This window comes from Nocardioides sambongensis (assembly GCF_006494815.1).
In the GTDB taxonomy this organism is placed as follows: Bacteria; Actinomycetota; Actinomycetes; order Propionibacteriales; family Nocardioidaceae; genus Nocardioides; species Nocardioides sambongensis.
This window is the reverse complement of record NZ_CP041091.1, coordinates 720,207-734,128: the sequence shown is the minus strand read 5'-3', so window position 1 is coordinate 734,128 and position 13,922 is coordinate 720,207. Positions and strand designations below refer to the sequence as shown.

The 13,922-nt window shown below is 72.3% G+C and carries 10 protein-coding genes; 1 reads left to right on the top strand and 9 read right to left on the bottom strand.

All coding sequences use genetic code 11. The features are described 5' to 3' along the window. The first annotated feature begins 112 nt into the window (after positions 1-112). Complete coding sequence (locus FIV43_RS03385) at positions 113-1,036, top strand: glutathione S-transferase family protein (RefSeq protein ID WP_141015715.1); 924 nt, start codon at positions 113-115, stop codon at positions 1,034-1,036. Positions 1,037-1,058: 22 nt separating this feature from the next. Here the strand turns inward: FIV43_RS03385 and FIV43_RS03380 are convergent, their stop codons facing one another. From FIV43_RS03380 to FIV43_RS03340, 9 genes are all read right to left on the bottom strand, one after another. Next, positions 1,059-1,337 (bottom strand): hypothetical protein, encoded by a 279-nt coding sequence (locus FIV43_RS03380; RefSeq protein ID WP_141012993.1) that lies wholly within the window; start codon positions 1,335-1,337, stop codon positions 1,059-1,061. A 258-nt stretch (positions 1,338-1,595) separates the two neighbouring features. After that, complete coding sequence (locus tag FIV43_RS03375; RefSeq protein ID WP_141012992.1) at positions 1,596-4,589, bottom strand: bifunctional [glutamine synthetase] adenylyltransferase/[glutamine synthetase]-adenylyl-L-tyrosine phosphorylase; 2,994 nt, start codon at positions 4,587-4,589, stop codon at positions 1,596-1,598. A 37-nt stretch (positions 4,590-4,626) separates the two neighbouring features. After that, positions 4,627-5,967, bottom strand: a complete 1,341-nt coding sequence (gene glnA / locus FIV43_RS03370) for a type I glutamate--ammonia ligase (RefSeq protein ID WP_141012991.1) — start codon at positions 5,965-5,967, stop codon at positions 4,627-4,629. A gap of 187 nt (positions 5,968-6,154) precedes the next feature. Continuing rightward, a complete protein-coding gene (locus FIV43_RS03365) occupies positions 6,155-7,198 on the bottom strand; it encodes an ABC transporter substrate-binding protein (protein WP_141012990.1) in 1,044 nt (347 codons plus the stop codon). Positions 7,199-7,243: 45 nt separating this feature from the next. Then, a complete protein-coding gene (locus tag FIV43_RS03360; RefSeq protein ID WP_141012989.1) occupies positions 7,244-8,059 on the bottom strand; it encodes an ABC transporter ATP-binding protein in 816 nt (271 codons plus the stop codon). 70 nt (positions 8,060-8,129) lie between these two features. Further along, a complete protein-coding gene (locus tag FIV43_RS03355) occupies positions 8,130-9,203 on the bottom strand; it encodes a FecCD family ABC transporter permease (RefSeq protein WP_196780957.1) in 1,074 nt (357 codons plus the stop codon). After that, the gene (locus FIV43_RS03350; protein ID WP_141012988.1) at positions 9,200-10,231 is read right to left on the bottom strand and encodes a FecCD family ABC transporter permease; all 1,032 of its coding nucleotides are present in this window, start codon (positions 10,229-10,231) and stop codon (positions 9,200-9,202) included. The genes FIV43_RS03355 and FIV43_RS03350 overlap by 4 nt, the downstream gene beginning before the upstream one ends. A gap of 54 nt (positions 10,232-10,285) precedes the next feature. Further along, complete coding sequence (locus FIV43_RS03345) at positions 10,286-11,548, bottom strand: MFS transporter (RefSeq protein WP_141012987.1); 1,263 nt, start codon at positions 11,546-11,548, stop codon at positions 10,286-10,288. 169 nt (positions 11,549-11,717) lie between these two features. Further along, positions 11,718-13,784, bottom strand: a complete 2,067-nt coding sequence (locus FIV43_RS03340) for an NAD(+) synthase (RefSeq protein ID WP_141012986.1) — start codon at positions 13,782-13,784, stop codon at positions 11,718-11,720. Positions 13,785-13,922: the final 138 nt, after the last annotated feature.

Below are 13,922 nucleotides of genomic sequence, written 5' to 3'. Positions count from 1 at the left end.
GTCAACCATCCACCCCGCGGCTCCCCGTCGCGATCGACGCCGGGTCCACGGACCCGGGAGGAGAGGACCCGTGCCGACCTACACCGAGCAGGGCAAGGCGTTCGACCGGGACATGAACTACATCCCGGACCGGATCACCCGCACCGAAGGGCGCTCCGAGGACGGCCACGACGACCAGGAGCTGGCCGTGCGGACCTGGCCGGTGGAGCCCGGACGCTATCGGCTGGTCGCCGCCAAAGCCTGCCCGTGGGCGAACCGCGCCATCATCGTGCGCACGCTGCTCGGCCTCGACGACGTGATCTCGCTCGGCCTCACCGGCCCCACCCATGACGCCCGCTCCTGGACCTTCGACCTCGACCCGGGGGGCGTGGACCCGGTGCTCGGCTACGAGCGCCTCCAGGAGGCGTACTTCGCCCGCTACCCCGACTATCCGCGGGGCATCACCGTGCCCGCGATGGTCGACGTCCCGACCCGGTCGGTGGTCACCAACGACTTCCCCTGGATCACCCACGACCTCTTCTTCGAGTGGCGCGACCACCACCGCGCGGACGCGCCCGACCTCTGGCCCGACGCCGTGAGGGACGAGATGGAGCAGGTGATGCAGCGGGTCTTCACCGAGGTCAACAACGGCGTCTACCGCTGCGGCTTCGCCGGCTCCCAGGACACCTACGATGCGGCCTACGACCGCCTCTGGGCGGCGATGGACTGGCTGGAGGAGCGCCTGTCCGACCGACGCTTCCTGATGGGTGGCTCGATCACCGAGGCCGACGTGCGCCTGTTCACCACGCTGGCCCGGTTCGACGCCGTCTACCACGGCCACTTCAAGTGCAACCGGAACAAGCTCACCGAGATGCCCGCACTGTGGGGCTACGCCCGCGACCTGTTCCAGACGCCGGGGTTCGGGGAGACCATCGACTTCGACCAGATCAAGGCGCACTACTACGTGGTGCACGAGGACATCAACCCGACCGGCATCATCCCTCGCGGACCCGATCCGTCGGCCTGGCTGACCCCGCACGGTCGCGAGCGGCTGTAGCCCCAGCACTCTCCCCTGTGGGCTAGCCCGTGGCGCGCGGAGGGTCGGCGTCCGCCATCGGGCGCAGGTGCGCCGCGTCCACCCACTGCTGGTAGACGATCAGGTCGTCGGGCGAACGCGGCGGCGGGACCAGGGCGAACACGCAGAGCCCCTGCCACACCCACACGCCCTCACGACGCTCCTGACGCCGCCAGGTCAGCAGGATCCCGGGCAGGGCGCTCGGCCCCCACCGCATGGTGGTGTCCACCCACACGTGCACCGGCGGCGTACGGCGACGCGTGCCAGGACCGACTCCGGGCATGGTCCGAGGATACCGCTGGATCGAACACCTGTTCGAGCCGCCTCGGACCCGACCTCCGCTCCACCCGTGCCTCTGGGGACGCCGCGACGTCGACGCGCGACCGCGCCGAACCGCCCGGGAAAAACAAGATCGGGCCGCGGCCTCTGGGGGGTCGGCCGCGACCCGACGCGACAATCATGGCATACCGTCGGTGAGATCGGCATACTCGCGAGTAGCGACGCGCCGGGAATCTCGTGCGACGCGGCTGCGCGACGCGCCCTAGTCCCAGAACACGCGGTCCACGACCAGGTGCGCGTGCCGCGTGGTGCGGAGGTAGTCGTTGGCCAACGCGTCGGTCTGGTCCAGCGGATAGCCCATGATCCCGGCCACCGCCGTGCGTTCCAGCGACGCACGCGGGAACTGGTCGGCCGGCTTGCCGCGCGCCAGCAGCACCGCGTTGCGGACCCGGCTGACCATGCGCCAGGCGTCGGTCAGCGTCGCGGCGTCAGGCACGCTCAGCAGACCCGCCTCCGCGGCCGCCTCCACCGCCGCCAGGGTGCGCACCGTGCGCAGACCCTCGTGCTCGGCGCCGTAGCGCAGCTGGAGCAGCTGCACCGTCCACTCGATGTCCGCCAGTCCCCCGCGGCCGAGCTTGAGGTGGGTGGTCGGATCCGCCCCACGCGGGAGCCGCTCGGTGTCCACCCGCGCCTTGATCCGGCGCACCTCCTGGATGTCCTGGGCGCTCAGACCGTTCTCGGGGTAGCGCAGCGGGTCGATCAGGTCGGTGAAGCGGCGACGCAGCCCCTCGTCGCCGACCACGGCATCGGCGCGGAGCAGCGCCTGCGCCTCCCACACCTTCGACCACTTCGCGTAGTAGGCGGCGTAGGAGTCCAGCGTCCGCACCAGCGGGCCCTGGCGGCCCTCGGGGCGCAGGTCGGCGTCGACCACCAGCGCAGGGTCCGGGCCCGGTGCCCCCAGCATCGAGCGCACCTGCTCGGCGACCGCCTTGGCGTAGCCGGACGCGGCCTGAGGATCCTGGTCCGGATAGGGGTCGTGCACGAAGAGCACGTCCGCGTCCGAGGCGTAGGAGAGCTCGAACCCGCCGTAGCGACCCATCGCCACCAGGGCGAGGGCGGTGGGCGCCTCGTCCAACCCGCGCTCGGTCCGCACCGCCGCCTCGGCGACCTCCAGCGCTGCGCTCAGGGTGGCGTCGGTCAGGCGGGTCAGCGCGAAGCCGACGTCGGCCACGTCGGTCAGCCCGAGCACGTCGCCGGCCGCGATCCGCAACAGCTCGCGACGTCGTACGGCGCGCAGCGCGCGGATCGCCTTCGTCGGGTCGGACTGACGGCGGGCGGTGGCCACCATCTCCTCGCGCATCTGCTCCGCGCTCAGCGGCGTGAGGTCGCCACCGAGCAGCCGGACGCCCTGCGGCTCCCGCTCGAGCAGGTCGGTGCAGTAGCGGGACGTGCCCAGCAGGTGGGCGAGCCGTTCCGCGGCCTGCCCCTCGTCGCGCAGGGTGCCGAGGAACCACGGGCTGGATCCGAGCGAGTCGCTGAGCCGACGGAAGCCGAACAGGCCGGCGTCCGGGTCGGCACACTCGGCCAGCCACTGCAGCATCGCCGGGAGCAGAGCCCGCTGGATGGAGGCGGTGCGGGAGACCCCGGCGGTGAGCGCCTCCAGGTGTCGCAGCGCGGCCTCCGGGTCGGCGTACCCCAGCGCGGCCAGTCGGTCGCGCGCGGCCTCGGAGGAGAGTCGTGCCTCAGCGCCGGTGATGTGGGCGACGGCGGTGAGCAGCGGTCGGTAGAAGAGCTTCTGGTGCAACCGGCTGACCTCGCGGCGGTGACCCTCCCAGGTCTCCTCCAGGGCCTTGCCGGAGTCGCGGTACATGCCGAGGCTTCGGCCGAGGCGGCGCAACGCGTCGTCGTCGTCGGGCACCAGGTGGGTGCGCTGCAACCGGTGCAGCTGGATCCGGTGCTCGAGCTGGCGCAGGAAGGCGTAGGCGCGGTGCAGCTTCTCGCCGTCCTCCTTGCCGACGTAGCCGCCCTCGGTGAGCCGGGCGAGCGCGCTCAGCGTGGTGGGTGGCCGGATCCGCTCGTCGGTGCGGCCGTGGACCAGCTGCAGCAGCTGGATCGCGAACTCGACGTCGCGCAGTCCGCCCGAGCCGAGCTTGAGCTCCCGGTCCGCCTCCCGCGCCGGGATGTGGTCGAGGACCCGGCGCCGCATCGCGCGCGCCGCCTCGACGAACCCCTCGCGGTCCGCGGCGGTCCACACCATCGGCTGCACCATCGCCACGAACTCGGCGCCGAGCCCGAGATCGCCGGCGACCGGGCGCGCCTTCAGCAGCGCCTGGAACTCCCAGGCAGCCGCCCATCGCTCGTAGTAGCCGCGATGACTGGCGAGGGTGCGACTGAGCGGCCCCGCCTTCCCCTCGGGCCGCAGCGCCGCGTCGACCGGCCAGATCGTCCCCTCGCGGGTCTGGTCGGAGCAGACCTGCATCATCTGCGCCGCCAGCTTGGCCGCGGTGCGACCGGCCGCGGCGACCGCAGCCTGGTCGGCCTCCGGGTCCGCCGCCTCGTGCACGAAGACGACGTCGACGTCGGAGACGTAGTTGAGCTCGTGGCCACCGCACTTGCCCATCGCGATCACTCCGAGCCGGACCTCGGCCGCCTGCTCGACGCCCACCCGCGCCCGGGCCACCGCGAGCGCCGCCTCGAGGGTCCCCGCGGCCAGGTCGGAGAGCTCGGCGGCGCAGTCGTCCACACCGAGGTCGTGGGCGAGGTCGCGGGCCGCGATGCGCAGCAGCAGCCGGCGATACTCGACGCGCAGGGCGTCGACGGCCTCGTGGTCGGGCAGCGTGGCCACCGGACCGCCGGCTCCCCCGGCGTCCTCGGCGGCGACCGCCGCGAGGAGCGCGTTGCGGTAGGCGAAGGCGGGGGTGCGGGTGGAGCCGAGCCTCGGGTCGCACAGCTCACGCCAGTGCTCGGGGTGGGTCACCAGGTGATCGGCCAGCGCACAGCTGGCGCCGAGCACGGAGAGCAGGCGCATCGCCAGCCCCTCGTCGGCAGCGACCTCGCCGATGAAGGCCTCGCGGTCCTCGACCGCATCGGCCAGGTCGGCCAGCGCCGCCAGCGCACCGTCGGGGTCGGCGACCCGGCCGAACATCGCCATGACCTCGCGACCGACCTCACCCAGCCGAGTCAGGTCGGCCTGCGCCCGCTCGGTGTCGACGAAGCCGAGCCGCACCAGCTCGGTGCGCACCGTCCCCCGGATCACCGCAGCACCCGCCGGCAGTCCTCGGTCCCGGCCCCGGTCACAGGACCGGCAGCATCCGGTCCCGCTCGAAGGCCGACACCTGGCCGCGGTACTCGTCCCACTCCGCGCGCTTGTTGCGCAGGAAGTGGTCGAACACCTGCTCGCCGAGGGTCTCGGCCAGCAGTTCCGAGCTCTCCGCGATGATGATGGCCTCGTTGAGGTTCTTCGGCAGCGGCTCGATGCCGAGGCTGCGCCGCTCCCGCTCGGTCAGGGCCCAGACGTCGTCCTCGGCCTCGGGCGGGAGCTCGTAGTCGTGCTCGATGCCCTTCAGGCCGGCGGCCAACACGGTGGCGTAGGCGAGGTAGGGGTTGCAGGCGGCGTCGATGGTCCGCAGCTCGACCCGGGCCGACTGACCCTTGTGCGGCTTGTACATCGGCACCCGGACCATCGCGGAGCGGTTGTTGTGTCCCCAGCAGATGTACGACGGCGCCTCTCCCCCGAACATCATCCGCTTGTAGGAGTTGACCCACTGGTTGGTCACCACGCTGATCTCGGGGGCGTGCTTGAGCACTCCGGCGACGAACTGCCGCCCGGTCTTGGAGAGCTGGTACTCCGCGCCCGCCTCGTAGAAGGCGTTCTGGTCGCCCTCGAAGAGCGACACGTGGGTGTGCATGCCCGAGCCCGGGTGGGTGGTGAACGGCTTCGGCATGAAGGTGGCCCAGATGCCCTGGCCGAGCGCCACCTCACGGATCACGGTGCGGAAGGTCATGATGTTGTCGGCGGTGGAGAGGGCGTCGGCGTACCGCAGGTCGATCTCCTGCTGACCCGGCCCGGCCTCGTGGTGGCTGAACTCCACCGAGATCCCCATCGCCTCGAGCATCGTGATCGCCTCGCGGCGGAAGTCCGACCCGTAGGAGTGCGCGGTGTGGTCGAAGTAGCCGCTGCGGTCGATCGGCTCCGGCTCCACGCCCGGCGCGGGGTCGTTCTTGAAGAGGTAGAACTCGATCTCGGGGTGGGTGTAGAAGGTGAAGCCCTGGTCGGCGGCCTTGGCCAGGGTGCGCTTGAGCACGTTGCGCGGATCCGCGTAGGACGGCGACCCGTCGGGCATCACGATGTCGCAGAACATCCGGGCCGTCGCCGGTCCCTCGGTGCTGCGCCACGGCAGGATCTGGAACGTGGTGGGGTCCGGCAGGGCGAGCATGTCCGCCTCGTAGACGCGGGCGAAGCCCTCGATCGCCGAGCCGTCGAAGCCGATGCCCTCGGAGAAGGCGCCCTCCAGCTCCGCCGGTGCGACCGCGACCGACTTCAGCGAGCCCAGGACGTCGGTGAACCACAGCCGGACGAACCGGACGTCACGCTCCTCGAGAGCGCGGAGAACGAAGTCTTCCTGCTTACCCATGACTGAAGCCTAGGGCGTGAGCGCACACCGTCGGCGGCGGGTGAGCAAAGATGGGCGCCCGGCCTGCCCGGCGTCGCCGCCGAAGCAGCGCAACGCCCCTGCCCGGCGTCGCCGCCGAAGCAGCGCAACGCCCCTGCCCGGTCCCGGGCAGGGGCGTTGCGCGTGGGTGTCCCGCGTGGGCGCTGCGTCAGTCCTGCAGCAGGCCGGAGAGCTGGTCGATCAGCACCGGCAGACCCTCGTCCCACTCGAAGGTGAGGGCGGTCGGCGGCGAGACCGAGGAGATCTGCGGGTTGCCGATCACCTGGGCGACCTGGCCGTCCTTGACGGCCGGGATCGCCTGCGCCTTCTTGTCGGCGAGCATCGCGTCGGCCTCGTCCTGGGTGCTGTGATAGCTGACGACCACGTCCGACTCGAGCTGGTCGGCCTTCTCGTAGCTCATGTCGTAGTAGAAGCCACCGTCGGAGGTGTCCAGGTCCGCGACGCTCTCCGCGACCTCGAAGCCGAGGTCGGTGAAGATCGCGACCCGCGGGTCGAGACCGGTGTAGACCGACAGCGAGTTGGGGGCGGCCCAGATCGCGGCGATGGACTCGCCCTCGAACTCGGGGTGCGCCTCGGCTTGCTCGGCCAGGTAGCCGTCGATGCCGTCGAGCACCTCGGCGCCCTTCTCGCTGCGTCCCAGCGCCTCGGCGGTGAGCTCGATCGTCTTGTCCCACGGCGTGGTCCAGGCGGCGTCCTGGAACGGCACCACCGGGGCGTATTTGCTGAGCTCCTTGTACTGCTCCTCGGTCAGACCCGAGTAGGGAGCCAGGATGACGTCCGGCTTGGCCTCGATGAACTCGTCGTAGACGATCTCGGCACCGCCGGCGGCGTCGGAGAGCACGGCCGGGTGCTCCACGCCGGCGTCGTCGTAGGCGTCCTCGACCCACGGCAGCAGGTTGCCCTCGCCCACCGTCCAGATCTGCTCCGCGACGGCGACCGGGTAGACCCCGACAGCGATCGCGGCCTCGGTCGAGCCCCAGCCCCAGGTGGCGACCCGCTCGGGCGCCTCCTCGATGGTGGTCTCGCCGTAGGCGTGCTCGATCGTGATCGGGAACTCGTCGGTCACGTCGGTGGTCGATGCTGCTTTGGTGTCGTCGCCCGACTCGTCGGCGCCACAGGCGCCCAGGGCGAGGACGGAGGCGAGCCCGGCGATCACGGCCGCGGTCTTGCGGAAGCCACGTGTCGTGCGCACGTGCGTCTCCTTTGCTCTCGGGATAGGTGAGGCAACCCTAACCGATCAGCCGGCGCTCGGGAGCACGACCCCACCCCGCGGACGTCCGCGCGGCACCACCAGCGGGCCGCCGGTCACCGGGTCCGGTATCACCTCCGCATCCAGGGCGAACGCGGAGCGGATGGTCTCGACCGTCATCACCTCCGCCGGAGGACCCTCGGCCACGATCCGCCCTCCGGCCATCACGACCAGGTGGTCGGCGTACCGGGCGGCGTGGTTGAGCTCGTGGAGCACCATCACCACGGTGGTGCCGCGGTCGACGTTCAGGTCGACCAGCAGCTCCAGCAGCTCCAGCTGGTGGGTGACGTCGAGGTACGTCGTCGGCTCGTCGAGCAGCACCGCACTCGTCTCCTGGGCCAGCACCATCGCGATCCAGACCCGCTGCCGCTGACCGCCGGAGAGCTCCTCCAACCGTCGCTCGGCGAGGTCGGCGGTGCCGGTGGCGGCCAGCGACCGCATCACCACCTGGTCGTCACTGCTGGTGTGCCGGCCGAACCAGCCCTGGTGCGGGAAGCGACCGCGAGCGACCAGCTCGGCCACGCGGACGCCGTCCGGCGCCACGGAGGCCTGCGGCAGCACGCCCACCCGTCGGGCGAGGTCCTTGCGGGACAGCGAGGCGATGTCGGTCCCGTCGACCGTCACCCGCCCCTCCTCCAGCGGGTGCAGCCGGGCCAGCCCACGCAGCAGCGTGGACTTGCCGCACGCGTTCGGCCCGACGATCGCCGTCATCTTCCCGGGCGGGATCTCGAGGTCCAGGCCCTCGATCACCCGACGTCCGCGGTAACCGAGGCTCACACCCTCGGCCCTGATCGCCGTGCTCATCGCTTCCTCCTCAGGATCGGCCGGGGGCCGTGTGGTTCGTGGACACTGCTCGCGGTGCCGGGCATCGGCCTCATCTCCCCCGCTCGCTGCGCGCGAGCAGCCAGAGCAGGTACGGCGCGCCCACCACGCCGGTGACCACCCCGACCGGTGCGATCACGGGCAGCGCGTACTGGCCGATCACGTCGGCGGTCAGGGTGAGCGTCGCGCCGATCACCGCCGAGGGCAGCAGCGCCGGTCCGCCGTCGTCGACCAGGCGCCGGGCGATCGCCGGCGCCACCAGCGCGACGAAGGCGATCGGACCGGCGATCGAGGTGGCCAGCGCCACCAGTCCCACCCCGATCAGGAGGGCGATCACCCGTGCCCGGTCCGGGCCGATGCCCAGTCCCCGGGCGTGCTCGTCGCCGAGTGCCAGCACCCGCTGCTCGCGGCCGAACAGCAGCGCCAGCAGCGTCAGCAGCGCCACGCCCACGACCAGCAGTCCCAAGGTGCCCTCGCGCACGTCGGCCACCGACCCGACGGTCCACAGCAGCACCGTGCCCGCCTCGCGCAGCTCGGCCTCGGCCAGGCGCCAGGAGATCAGCGAGGTGCACACGTAGGCGATGCCGACGCCGACCAGGACGAACCGGATGCCGTGCAGGCCACCGCGCCAGGCGAAGAGCCAGATCGCGGCGGCGGCGGCCAGCCCGCCGGCGAAGGCGCAGAGGGTGACCATGTTGCCCGTCGCGCCGTAGCCCATCACCGCGGTGATCGCGCCCAGGGACGCACCGCCGGAGATGCCCAGGATGTCCGGGCTGGCGAGTGGGTTGCGCAGGGTCGACTGGAACAGCGCACCGGCCAGCCCGAGCGCGGCGCCGGCGACGATCGCCGCGACCCCGCGCGGGACCCGCAGGTCCTGGACCAGCAGGACGTCGAAGCGGTCACCGATGCCGACCAACGCCGGGATCGAGCGCGCCGGAGGCAACCCGGCCGCCCCCATCCCGAAGGTCAGCACCAGCACGGTGAAGCAGACGACGGTGCCGATCAGCACCACCGCGCACGCGCGCAGCCACTGCCGTCGGCGCAGCTGCCGGACGGTCTGCGCGGCCGATGCCGCCTCGGGCGACTGGTCGGGAGCGGGCGTCGGCCGCTCGGCGGTCGCGGTCACAGCCCGGCCACCCGCGGGCTCCGGGCGACGGCGATCAGAACGGGGGCGCCGATCAGGGCGGCGACGACGCCCGCCTCGAGCTCGTCGGACTTGACCAGTCGGCCCACCACGTCGGCGGTGACCAGCATCACCGGTCCGAGGACCGCACAGACCGGCACGATCCAGCGGTAGTCGGTGCCGACCAGTCGGCGGGCGGCGTGCGGCACCACGAGGCCGACCAGGGCGATCGGACCGGCCAGCGCGGTCGCCGTACCGGCCAGCGCGATGATGGCCAGACCCGACCAGGCGCGGGTCACGCCCACGCCCTGCCCCAGGGCGGTCGCGACGTCGTCGCCCAGGGCCAGTCCGTTGAGCCGGTGCGAGACGAGCGCGGCGACCACCATGCCGAACGCCAGGAACGGCCAGAGCGCCTGCGCGGTGTCGAGCTCGCGGCCGACCAGCGAGCCGACCGACCAGAACCGGAGCAGGTTGAGCGCGTTGACGTCCTGGAACAGGAACAGGGTGCTCAACGGGGTGAGCAGCGCGGTCACCGTGGCTCCGGCGAGCGCCAGCTGCACCGGGCGTCCGTGACCGATCGCGAAGACCACGATGGCGGCGAGGGCGACACCGGCGAAGGCGAACCAGACCGCGGCGACCGGCGAGGTGATGCCGAACCAGACCGCCGCGATCACGATGCCGACCGAGGCCCCGGCGTTGAGGCCGAGCAGGCCGGGGTCGCCGAGCGGGTTGCGGGTGATCGCCTGGGCCAGCACTCCGGCCAGCCCCAGACCGATGCCGGCGAGCAGACCGATCACGGTGCGCGGTATCCGCTGGTCACGGACCACGTCGTGGTCGACGTTGCCCGCCACCGGATCCACCAGGGCGCGCCACACCTCGCTGGGCGCGACGTCACGCACCCCGAGGGCCAGGCTCGCGATCAGTACGACGACGAGCAGCACGACGGAACCCACCAGCACCAGGGTGCGCTGGGACCGACCGACCGAGGTCACCGGCGGCGCGGAGACGCCCGGCGCCTGTAAGGCTTGCATTACCTAATCGTGACACAAGCGCGCCGCGCCGCCGCCTCGCGGGGCGGGTGCTTCTCAGGCCGTCCGGGTCTCGCGGCCGTCCAGCATCCGGTTCGCGACACCGGCGAGCAGCACCAGCATCGCGCAGACGGCCGGCAGGAACAGTGCCGTGTCGGTGCCCACCCGCTCGGCCACCGCACCGGTGATCGCCGACGCCGAGGCCTGGCCGACGATCACCGCGGAGCCGAGCATGGTCATCACGGTCGCCGAACGTCCGACCGGGCTGCGCTGCGCGCCGAGGCTGTACTGGGTCACCATGGTCGGCCCGATGCCGATGCCGGTGACCAGCAGCGCGACCGTCATCCCGGCCACGGTGCCCGCGGTGGGGATGAGCAGCGTGCCGGCGAGCAGCGTGCCGGCGAAGACCAGCCACCGCGCGGACAGGCGGAACCGTTCCGGGAGGAGCGCGACGCCGAGGGCGAGGGCGGCCGAGCCGACCCCCATCGCGCCGTAGACCAGTCCGGCCTGCTCGGGCCTGCCGAGGTCGCCCATGAAAGCGGTCAACGAGGTCAGCGTGGAGCCGAAGAAGAGGCCGATGCCCCCGATGCCCAGCACCGTCACCAGCAACGGCGCACGGAACAGGTCTCGGGCCGGTGCAGTGACCGGGGGCTGGTGCAGGTCGCCGTGCTCGGCCCGCAGGGCGGTCGGGTGCAGCGCGAACGCGGTGACGAAGCAGGCGGTCAGCGCCGCCGCCCCCAGCACCGGGGCCGACGGGCCGAAGAACGTGCCGAGCACACCGACCACGACCGGGCCGACGATGAAGACCAGCTCGTCGGCGGCCGACTCGTAGCCCATCGTCGCCTGGAACGAGCGGGTACGGCGCGCCGGGTGCACCCGGCGTCCGATCAGGCCCACCAGCCGGGCCCGCGACATCGGCGAGACCTGCGGTGCGCTCGCCCCGATCGTGAAGGCCACCGCCAGCACCGCGGCGTCGGGGAGGTCGCTGTGCACCACCCAGGTGAGCGCGACCAACGCCACCGTGCTGAGCAGGCTGGTGGTGAGCAGCACCGGACGCTGCCCGAACCGGTCCGCGGCGGCCCCCGCGAGCGGCCCGCAGCACGCGGTGCCGATCCCGACCATCGCCGAGACCAGACCGCCGAGTGCGAGCGAGTCGCGGCCGGCCACGACCAGCGTGAGCACGCCGACGACCATCATCGCGTAGGGCAGCCGGGCCGCGAGCGCGACGGGGAAGTACGACGCGCCGCTGGCCTCGATCACCCGGTCGGCGTAGCCGGGGTCGGCTCGGTGCGCGGCGGGCGCATGCACCTGGTGGGACATCTTCTACCTCGTACGGATCGGCTCGGGCGCTCGGGCGGTGGTGCCGCCTTGGCCCCGCTCGGGACTAGGTAGATGCACGTCCAACGACCGCGAGTGCGGCCGTTACCTCGATGTTACCGACCGCCGGCGTCCCGCGGGCAATCGTCGGCGGCACGGATCCGGGCGCGGCTCACGCCTCCGGGACGCGCTCCAGGTCCTCGAGCCACGCGGCGGCACTCGCATCCGACGGCATCCGCCAGTCCCCACGCGGCGACATGGTCCCCCCGGCCACCACCTTGGGCCCGTTGGGCAGCGCCGAGCGCTTGAACTGGTTGGCGAAGAAGCGACGGACGAAGACCTCGAGCCAGCGCCGGATGGTCGGCAGGTCGTAGGCGACCCGGGCGTCGGCGGGAAAGCCCGGGGGCCACTCCCCCTGGTGGGCGTCCCGCCAGGCGTGGTGGGCGAGGAAGGCGATCTTGCTCGGCCGGTAGCCGCGTCGGATCACGTGGTAGAGCGTGAAGTCCTGCAGCGCGTAGGGACCGACGAAGTCCTCGGTGGCCTGGGGCCGCTGCCCCTCCTCGGTCGGGATCAGCTCCGGGGTGATCTCCTGGTCCAGGATCTCCTGCAGCACCAGGTCGCTCTCGGCGTCGTAGGAGCCGCCGTGCAGCTGGCCGGTGTCGATCACCCACCGGATCAGGTGCTGGATCAGCGTCTTCGGCACGCCGGCGTTGACGTTGTAGTGGGACATCTGGTCGCCCACCCCGTAGGTGCACCAGCCCAGCGCCAGCTCGGAGAGGTCGCCGGTGCCGAGCACGATGCCCCCGCGGTGGTTCGCCAGCCGGAACAGGTAGTCGGTGCGCAGCCCCGCCTGGACGTTCTCGAACGTGACGTCGTAGACCGGCTCACCGTCGGTGAAGGGGTGGTCGAGGTCGTGGAGCATCTGGGTCGCGGCCGGCTTGATGTCGAGCTCGGTGAAGGTGCAGCCGAGCGCCGTGGCGAGCCGGGTGGCGTAGGACTTGGTGGTCGCCCCGGTGGCGAAGCCCGGCATGGTGAACGCGTGGATGTCGCTGCGCGGGCGGCCCAGCCGGTCCATCGCCTTCGCCGCCACGATCAGCGCGTGGGTCGAGTCGAGCCCTCCGGAGACGCCGATCACGATCTTCGGCCAGAACTCGGGTCCGCCGATCGCCCGCAAACGCTGCTCGAGCCCGGAGACCTGGATGTTGTACGCCTCGTAGCAGTCGAGCGCGAGCCGCGCCGGGTCGTCCGGGACGAACGGATACCGGTCCACCTTGCGGAGCAGCCCCAGGTCCCGCTCGGGCGGGGCCAGCTCGAAGCCCACGGTGCGGAAGCCCTCGGCCGCCGCGCCCACCGCGCGCCGGTTGTCGTCGAAGGTCCCCTGACGCAGCCGCTCCTGCCGCAGCCGGTCCAGATCGACATCGACGACCGTACGACGTGGGCCCTCCGGGAAGCGCTCGGACTCCCCGAGCAGGTCGCCGCACTCGTAGACCATCGTCTGCCCGTCCCAGGAGAGATCGGTCGTCGACTCCCCCTGGCCGGCCGCGGCATAGACGTAGGCGGCGTTGCACCGGGCGCTGGCGCTGCGCGCGTGCAGGTGCCGGTCCTCGGCGCGGGCGATGGTGATCGGGCTGCCGGAGAGGTTGGCGAGCACCGTGGCGCCGGCCAGCGCGGCGTGGGCGCTGGGCGGCACCGGCACCCACATGTCCTCGCAGACCTCCACGTGCAGCCGCAGGCCCGGCACGTCGGCGGCCTCGAAGATCAGGTCGGGGCCGAGCGGCACCCGCTCACCGGCGATCTCGATGCTCTCCCCGCGCAGGTCGTCGCCCGGCGCGAACCAGCGCCGCTCGTAGAACTCACGGTAGGTCGGCAGGTGGGACTTGGGTGCCACGCCGAGCACCCGGCCGCCCTGGATCACCACGGCGCAGTTGAGCAGCCGGTTGCGGTGCGTGAGCGGTGCGCCGACGACCAGCACCGGGGACAGCTCGGCGGACGCGACGGCGAGCTCGGTGATCGCCTCGGTGACGGCGTCGATCAGCGTGTCCTGGCCGAAGAGGTCGTCGACGGCGTACCCGGTGAGGCAGAGCTCGGGGAACACCGCGACCGCGACGCCGTCGTCGTGGCAGGCGCGGGCCTGCTCCAGCACGCGCTCGGCGTTGGTGGCGGGGTCGGCGACGGCCACCGGCACGGTGACCGCGGCGACGCGGGCGAAGCCGTGGGCGTAGGCGGAGTAGAAGTCCACGTCGCGAGTCTAGGGATGCGGGCGCGGGTGACCGAGGACACACCGCCGCGGTGACCGCGGCCCTCCCCGTGGACCCGGGTGCCGGTCTAGCCTCGGTCACGTTCCTGACCGTCCGTGGACTCCCCCGGTGGAGCCGCG

What these genes read in the sequence shown, in the direction of transcription:
- FIV43_RS03385 (WP_141015715.1), top strand. Translation starts at nt 113, where the DNA reads ATGAACTACATCCCGGACCGGATCACCCGCACCGAAGGGCGCTCCGAG.
- FIV43_RS03380 (WP_141012993.1), bottom strand. Translation starts at nt 1,337, where the DNA reads ATGCCCGGAGTCGGTCCTGGCACGCGTCGCCGTACGCCGCCGGTGCAC.
- glnA (WP_141012991.1), bottom strand. Translation starts at nt 5,967, where the DNA reads ATGGGTAAGCAGGAAGACTTCGTTCTCCGCGCTCTCGAGGAGCGTGAC.
- FIV43_RS03360 (WP_141012989.1), bottom strand. Translation starts at nt 8,059, where the DNA reads ATGAGCACGGCGATCAGGGCCGAGGGTGTGAGCCTCGGTTACCGCGGA.
- FIV43_RS03350 (WP_141012988.1), bottom strand. Translation starts at nt 10,231, where the DNA reads ATGCAAGCCTTACAGGCGCCGGGCGTCTCCGCGCCGCCGGTGACCTCG.
- FIV43_RS03345 (WP_141012987.1), bottom strand. Translation starts at nt 11,548, where the DNA reads ATGTCCCACCAGGTGCATGCGCCCGCCGCGCACCGAGCCGACCCCGGC.